Raw genomic sequence first — 3890 nt, 5'->3', positions numbered from 1 at the left:
GGTCTGGAGATAGCTCCGTCGCTTCCCGGTCGGAATCTCGTATTCGAGTTCGCCCGACGAGTCGTACACCCGAAGCCGGTCGGTGGACGTTTGCTTGCCGTTCGAAAACGAAACGGAGAGGAGCACGCGCCCGTCTTCGGGGACGGCGGACACCGATTGCAGGATTTTTCCATCACCGTGTGCGACGGCGGTCGTTTCACAGTCGGCGCTCGACGAACTGTTCGCACCGGAACATCCCGCGAGTCCAGGGGCCGCCAAACCCACTCCCGCGGCGAGGAGTTCGCGTCTCGATAGGTCAGAGGGCATCTTATCGAATTGATATATCCCACGAAAATAACGCTTCCCGAATCGGTACGTGGCGCTTTTCACGCTCCGCGTCCAAGCCGGGGTATGCAATTTTGCGACGAATGCGGTTCCATGATGCGGTCGATGGGGTCGAAGATGGTCTGTACGAACGACGACTGTCAGGCGACGGTGGCGAAGGACGAGGAGCGCGCCGCCGAGTTCGTCTCCACCGAAGCGCAGGACGATTCCGACGTCATCGAAACCGAGGAGGGCGCGAATTTCGAGGGGAAACCGACGGCGAACGACGTCACCTGTGAGGAGTGCGGCCACGGCGTCGCGTGGTACACCATCAAACAGACCGGCTCCGCCGACGAACCCCCGACGCGATTTTTCAAATGTAAGGAGTGCGGCTATCGCTGGCGCGAATACAATTAATTATCGTCCAAAATACTTCGCATATTTTACCCGCAGACCGACGTTTTACGTGGTGTGACCCCGACCCTCTGGTATGCGATTGCATACCCGGGACGTTCGACAGGACGTCCGCGAACTCGGCGGGTTGCTCGGCGACGTACTGTCGCGGCTGGCCTCTCGAGAGGCGTTCGAGTCTGTCGAGACGGTTCGAACCGGTTCCATCGACTACCGACGCGGGGACGCGGAGTCCCGCGCCGTCCTCCGCGACGAAGTGGCCGACTTATCGCCCGAACTGGCCGGTCACGTCGCACGAGCGTTCGCCACCTACTTCGAACTCATCAACCTCGCCGAAGAGCGACAGCGTGTGCGCGCCATCCGCGAGGGAACACAGGAGGGAACGCTCGAAGACGGCCTCCGCGCGACCGCCGAAACCCTCGCCGAGGCCGACGCCGACCCCGAAACCGTCGAACGAGTGTTGGAGGACGTCAACGTCGTTCCGACCTTCACCGCACATCCGACCGAGGCGCGCAGGAAGACCGTCAAGGCGAAACTCCGCTCCGTCGAAACCTTGCTCTCGGAACTCGACGAACGAAGGCTCACCGACCGCGAGGGGAATCAACTCGAACGCCGATTGGAGAGCGAAGTGACTGGCCTCTGGGAGACGCGGCAGGTCAGAAAGCGCCGCCCGGAGGTGGCGGACGAGGCGCGGAACGTCCTCTGGTACCTCGAAAACGTTCTCTTCGACATCGTGGGCGACGTGTACGACGAACTCGACCACACCGTCGGCGAGGAGTTCGACGTCGACGTGCCGAAGCTGTTCGGCTTCCGGTCGTGGGCCGGGAGCGACCGCGACGGCAACCCCCACGTCACGCCGGAGGTGACCGCCGAAACCCTCGACCGCCAGCGCGACGTCGTGTTGGAGCGCTACCGCGACGAACTGAAGCGACTGTCCGGCGTCCTCAGTCAGGACGGCGACCGAATCGAGACGAGCGCTCTGTTCGATTCGAGCCTCGACACCGACCGCGAACAACTCCCCACCATCGCGGAGCGCGTGACGGACCGCTACCCGGAGGAACCGTACCGCCAGAAACTCGCGTTGATGCGCGAGCGGATCGACCGCGTTGGCGACGTTCGACCCGGCGGATACCACGACGCCGAGGAACTCCTCGCGGACGTGGACGCCATCGCCGACAGCCTCCGGAAGGACGGCGCGGAGAGCGTCGTCGAAACGGAAGTCGAACCCCTTCGCCGCCGCGTCGAAACCTTCGGGTTTTCGCTCGCCGCGCTCGATTTGCGCGACCACCAGGAAAACCATACAACGGCAATCGCGGAGGCGCTGGCCCGCGAGGGCTTCGACTACGATTCGATGAGCGAGGACGAACGGGTCGAACTGCTGACCGACGCCATCCTGCAGGACGAACCCATCATCGACCTCGACACCGAGGGGCTTTCGGAGACCGCAAGCCGGGTTCTGACCCTCTTTTCGGAGACGGCCGACTGGCAGCGCGAGTACGGCGCGGAGACCATCGACACGTACTGCATCAGCATGACCGAGGAGGCGAGCCACGTCCTCGAAGTGCTGTTCCTCGCGGATCAGGCCGGAATCGTTGACCTGCCGAGCTACTCCGGACTCGACGTGGTTCCACTGCTCGAAACCGAGTACGCGCTGTCCGGCGCGCGGCGCATCGTCGGCACCCTGTTCGAGAACGAGGCCTACGCCGCGGCGCTCGAAGCGCGCGGCGGGACACAGGAAATCATGCTCGGGTACTCCGATTCGAACAAGGAGAACGGCTTTTTGGCCGCCAACTGGAGCCTCTATCGGAACCAGAAACGACTCGCTGAAATCACCGAGGAGTACGACGTCACCCTCCGCCTGTTCCACGGCCGCGGCGGGTCGATTTCCCGCGGCGGCGGCCCGATGAACGAGGCGCTGCTGGCGCTCCCCCGCGAAACCGTCTCGGGACAGGTCAAGTTCACCGAACAGGGCGAGGCCATCGCGGAGAAGTACGCCAACCCCGTCATCGCGGAGCGGAACGTCGAACAGATGCTCGACGCTCAGATTCGCGCCCGGTACGCCGCCTTGGAGGACGACGAGGAGACGATTCCCGACGAGTGGGTCGAGGCGATGGACGTCGCCGCCGACGCCGCCCGCGACGCCTACCGCGACCTGCTCGAATCGGACGGCTTCGTCTCGTACTTCGAGGAAACGACGCCGATAACCGTCATCGAGGACCTGAACCTCGGGTCGCGACCCGCCTCCCGCTCCGGCGAGCGAACCGTGGAGGACCTCCGCGCGATTCCGTGGGTGTTCTCGTGGACCCAGAGCCGTTGTATCCTCCCCGGGTGGTACTCGCTCGCCAAGGGATTGGATGCCTACGGCGACGTCGAAACCCTCCGGGAGATGTACGAGGAGTGGCCGTTCTTCCGCACGACCATCGACAACGCCGCGATGGCGCTCGCCCGAACCGACCTCGAAATCACGGCGGAGTACGCCGACCTCGCGTCGCCCGAGTTGCGCGAGCAGTTCTTCCCCGAACTCGAAGCGGAGTACGAGCGTTCCGCCGAACTCGTCTTGGACATCACCGGACGCGACGACCTCCTCTCGCGCGAGTGGCTTCGGGAGAGCCTCGACCGACGGAACCCCTACGTGGACCCGCTCAACCTCCTCCAAGTGCGTCTGCTTCGCCAGTCACACCTCACCGAGACGGAGCGCCGGACCCTCCGGCTGACCGTCACGGGTGTCGCGGCGGGAATGAAAAACACAGGCTAGTCGGTCGGTTCGTTTCTTCTCACCCCGTCGTTCGGGGTCGTCCGTCCTCAAATTCGTCCGATATCGCTCTCTTCTTTCCCGAGATTGGCGACGATTTCGTCCAATTCCTCGGTGGTCCGTGCCTGTTGCTCGTTCGTCTCCGCGATGGACGACACCTCGGTCGAGATACGGGCGGACGTCTCCGCCGCCTCGTCGATCATGGTCGCCACCTCCTGGGTGCTCGACGCCTGTTCGTCCGTCGCGGCGGTAATCTGCTCCATGCCGACCGCGGTTTCGGTGGCCGAGTCCACGATGCGTTCGAGCTTTTCGCTGGTCCGCTGGACGGCGGTGACCGTCTCGGAGATGGAGGCTTTGCTCTCGCCGAGGCTGTCGAGCGTGCTCTCGGTTCGGTTCTCGATGCGTTCGCCCATCGCCTCGATTT

Annotated in this window: 3 protein-coding genes and 1 pseudogene; 2 read left to right on the top strand and 2 right to left on the bottom strand. The window is 64.0% G+C overall.

Annotated elements, in window-relative coordinates:
* Positions 1-306: hypothetical protein (locus BG842_RS21575; protein ID WP_069452407.1), on the bottom strand; the 306-nt coding region annotated here is incomplete at its 3' end.
* Between the two features lie 84 nt (positions 307-390).
* Between BG842_RS21575 and BG842_RS21570 the strand changes: the two genes are divergently transcribed.
* Entirely contained in the window at positions 391-720 is a 330-nt protein-coding gene (locus BG842_RS21570) for a transcription factor S (protein ID WP_007978021.1), read from the top strand.
* 73 nt (positions 721-793) lie between these two features.
* Positions 794-3469, top strand: a complete 2676-nt coding sequence (gene ppc, locus BG842_RS21565; RefSeq protein WP_069452406.1) for a phosphoenolpyruvate carboxylase — start codon at positions 794-796, stop codon at positions 3467-3469.
* 47 nt (positions 3470-3516) lie between these two features.
* On the opposite strand, the pseudogene BG842_RS21560 reads toward ppc, so the two are convergent.
* A pseudogene (locus BG842_RS21560) lies at positions 3517-3890 on the bottom strand (globin-coupled sensor protein); the annotation flags it as partial.

It is taken from the genome of Haladaptatus sp. W1, from assembly GCF_001723155.1.
In the GTDB taxonomy this organism is placed as follows: Archaea; Halobacteriota; Halobacteria; order Halobacteriales; family Haladaptataceae; genus Haladaptatus; species Haladaptatus paucihalophilus.
The sequence above is the reverse complement of the archived record's forward strand: the minus strand, read 5'-3'. Positions and strand labels throughout refer to the sequence as shown.

Excerpts from the sequence above, each read along its gene's own strand:
- BG842_RS21570 (WP_007978021.1), top strand. The coding sequence starts at position 391 with ATGCAATTTTGCGACGAATGCGGTTCCATGATGCGGTCGATGGGGTCG.
- ppc (WP_069452406.1), top strand. The coding sequence starts at position 794 with ATGCGATTGCATACCCGGGACGTTCGACAGGACGTCCGCGAACTCGGC.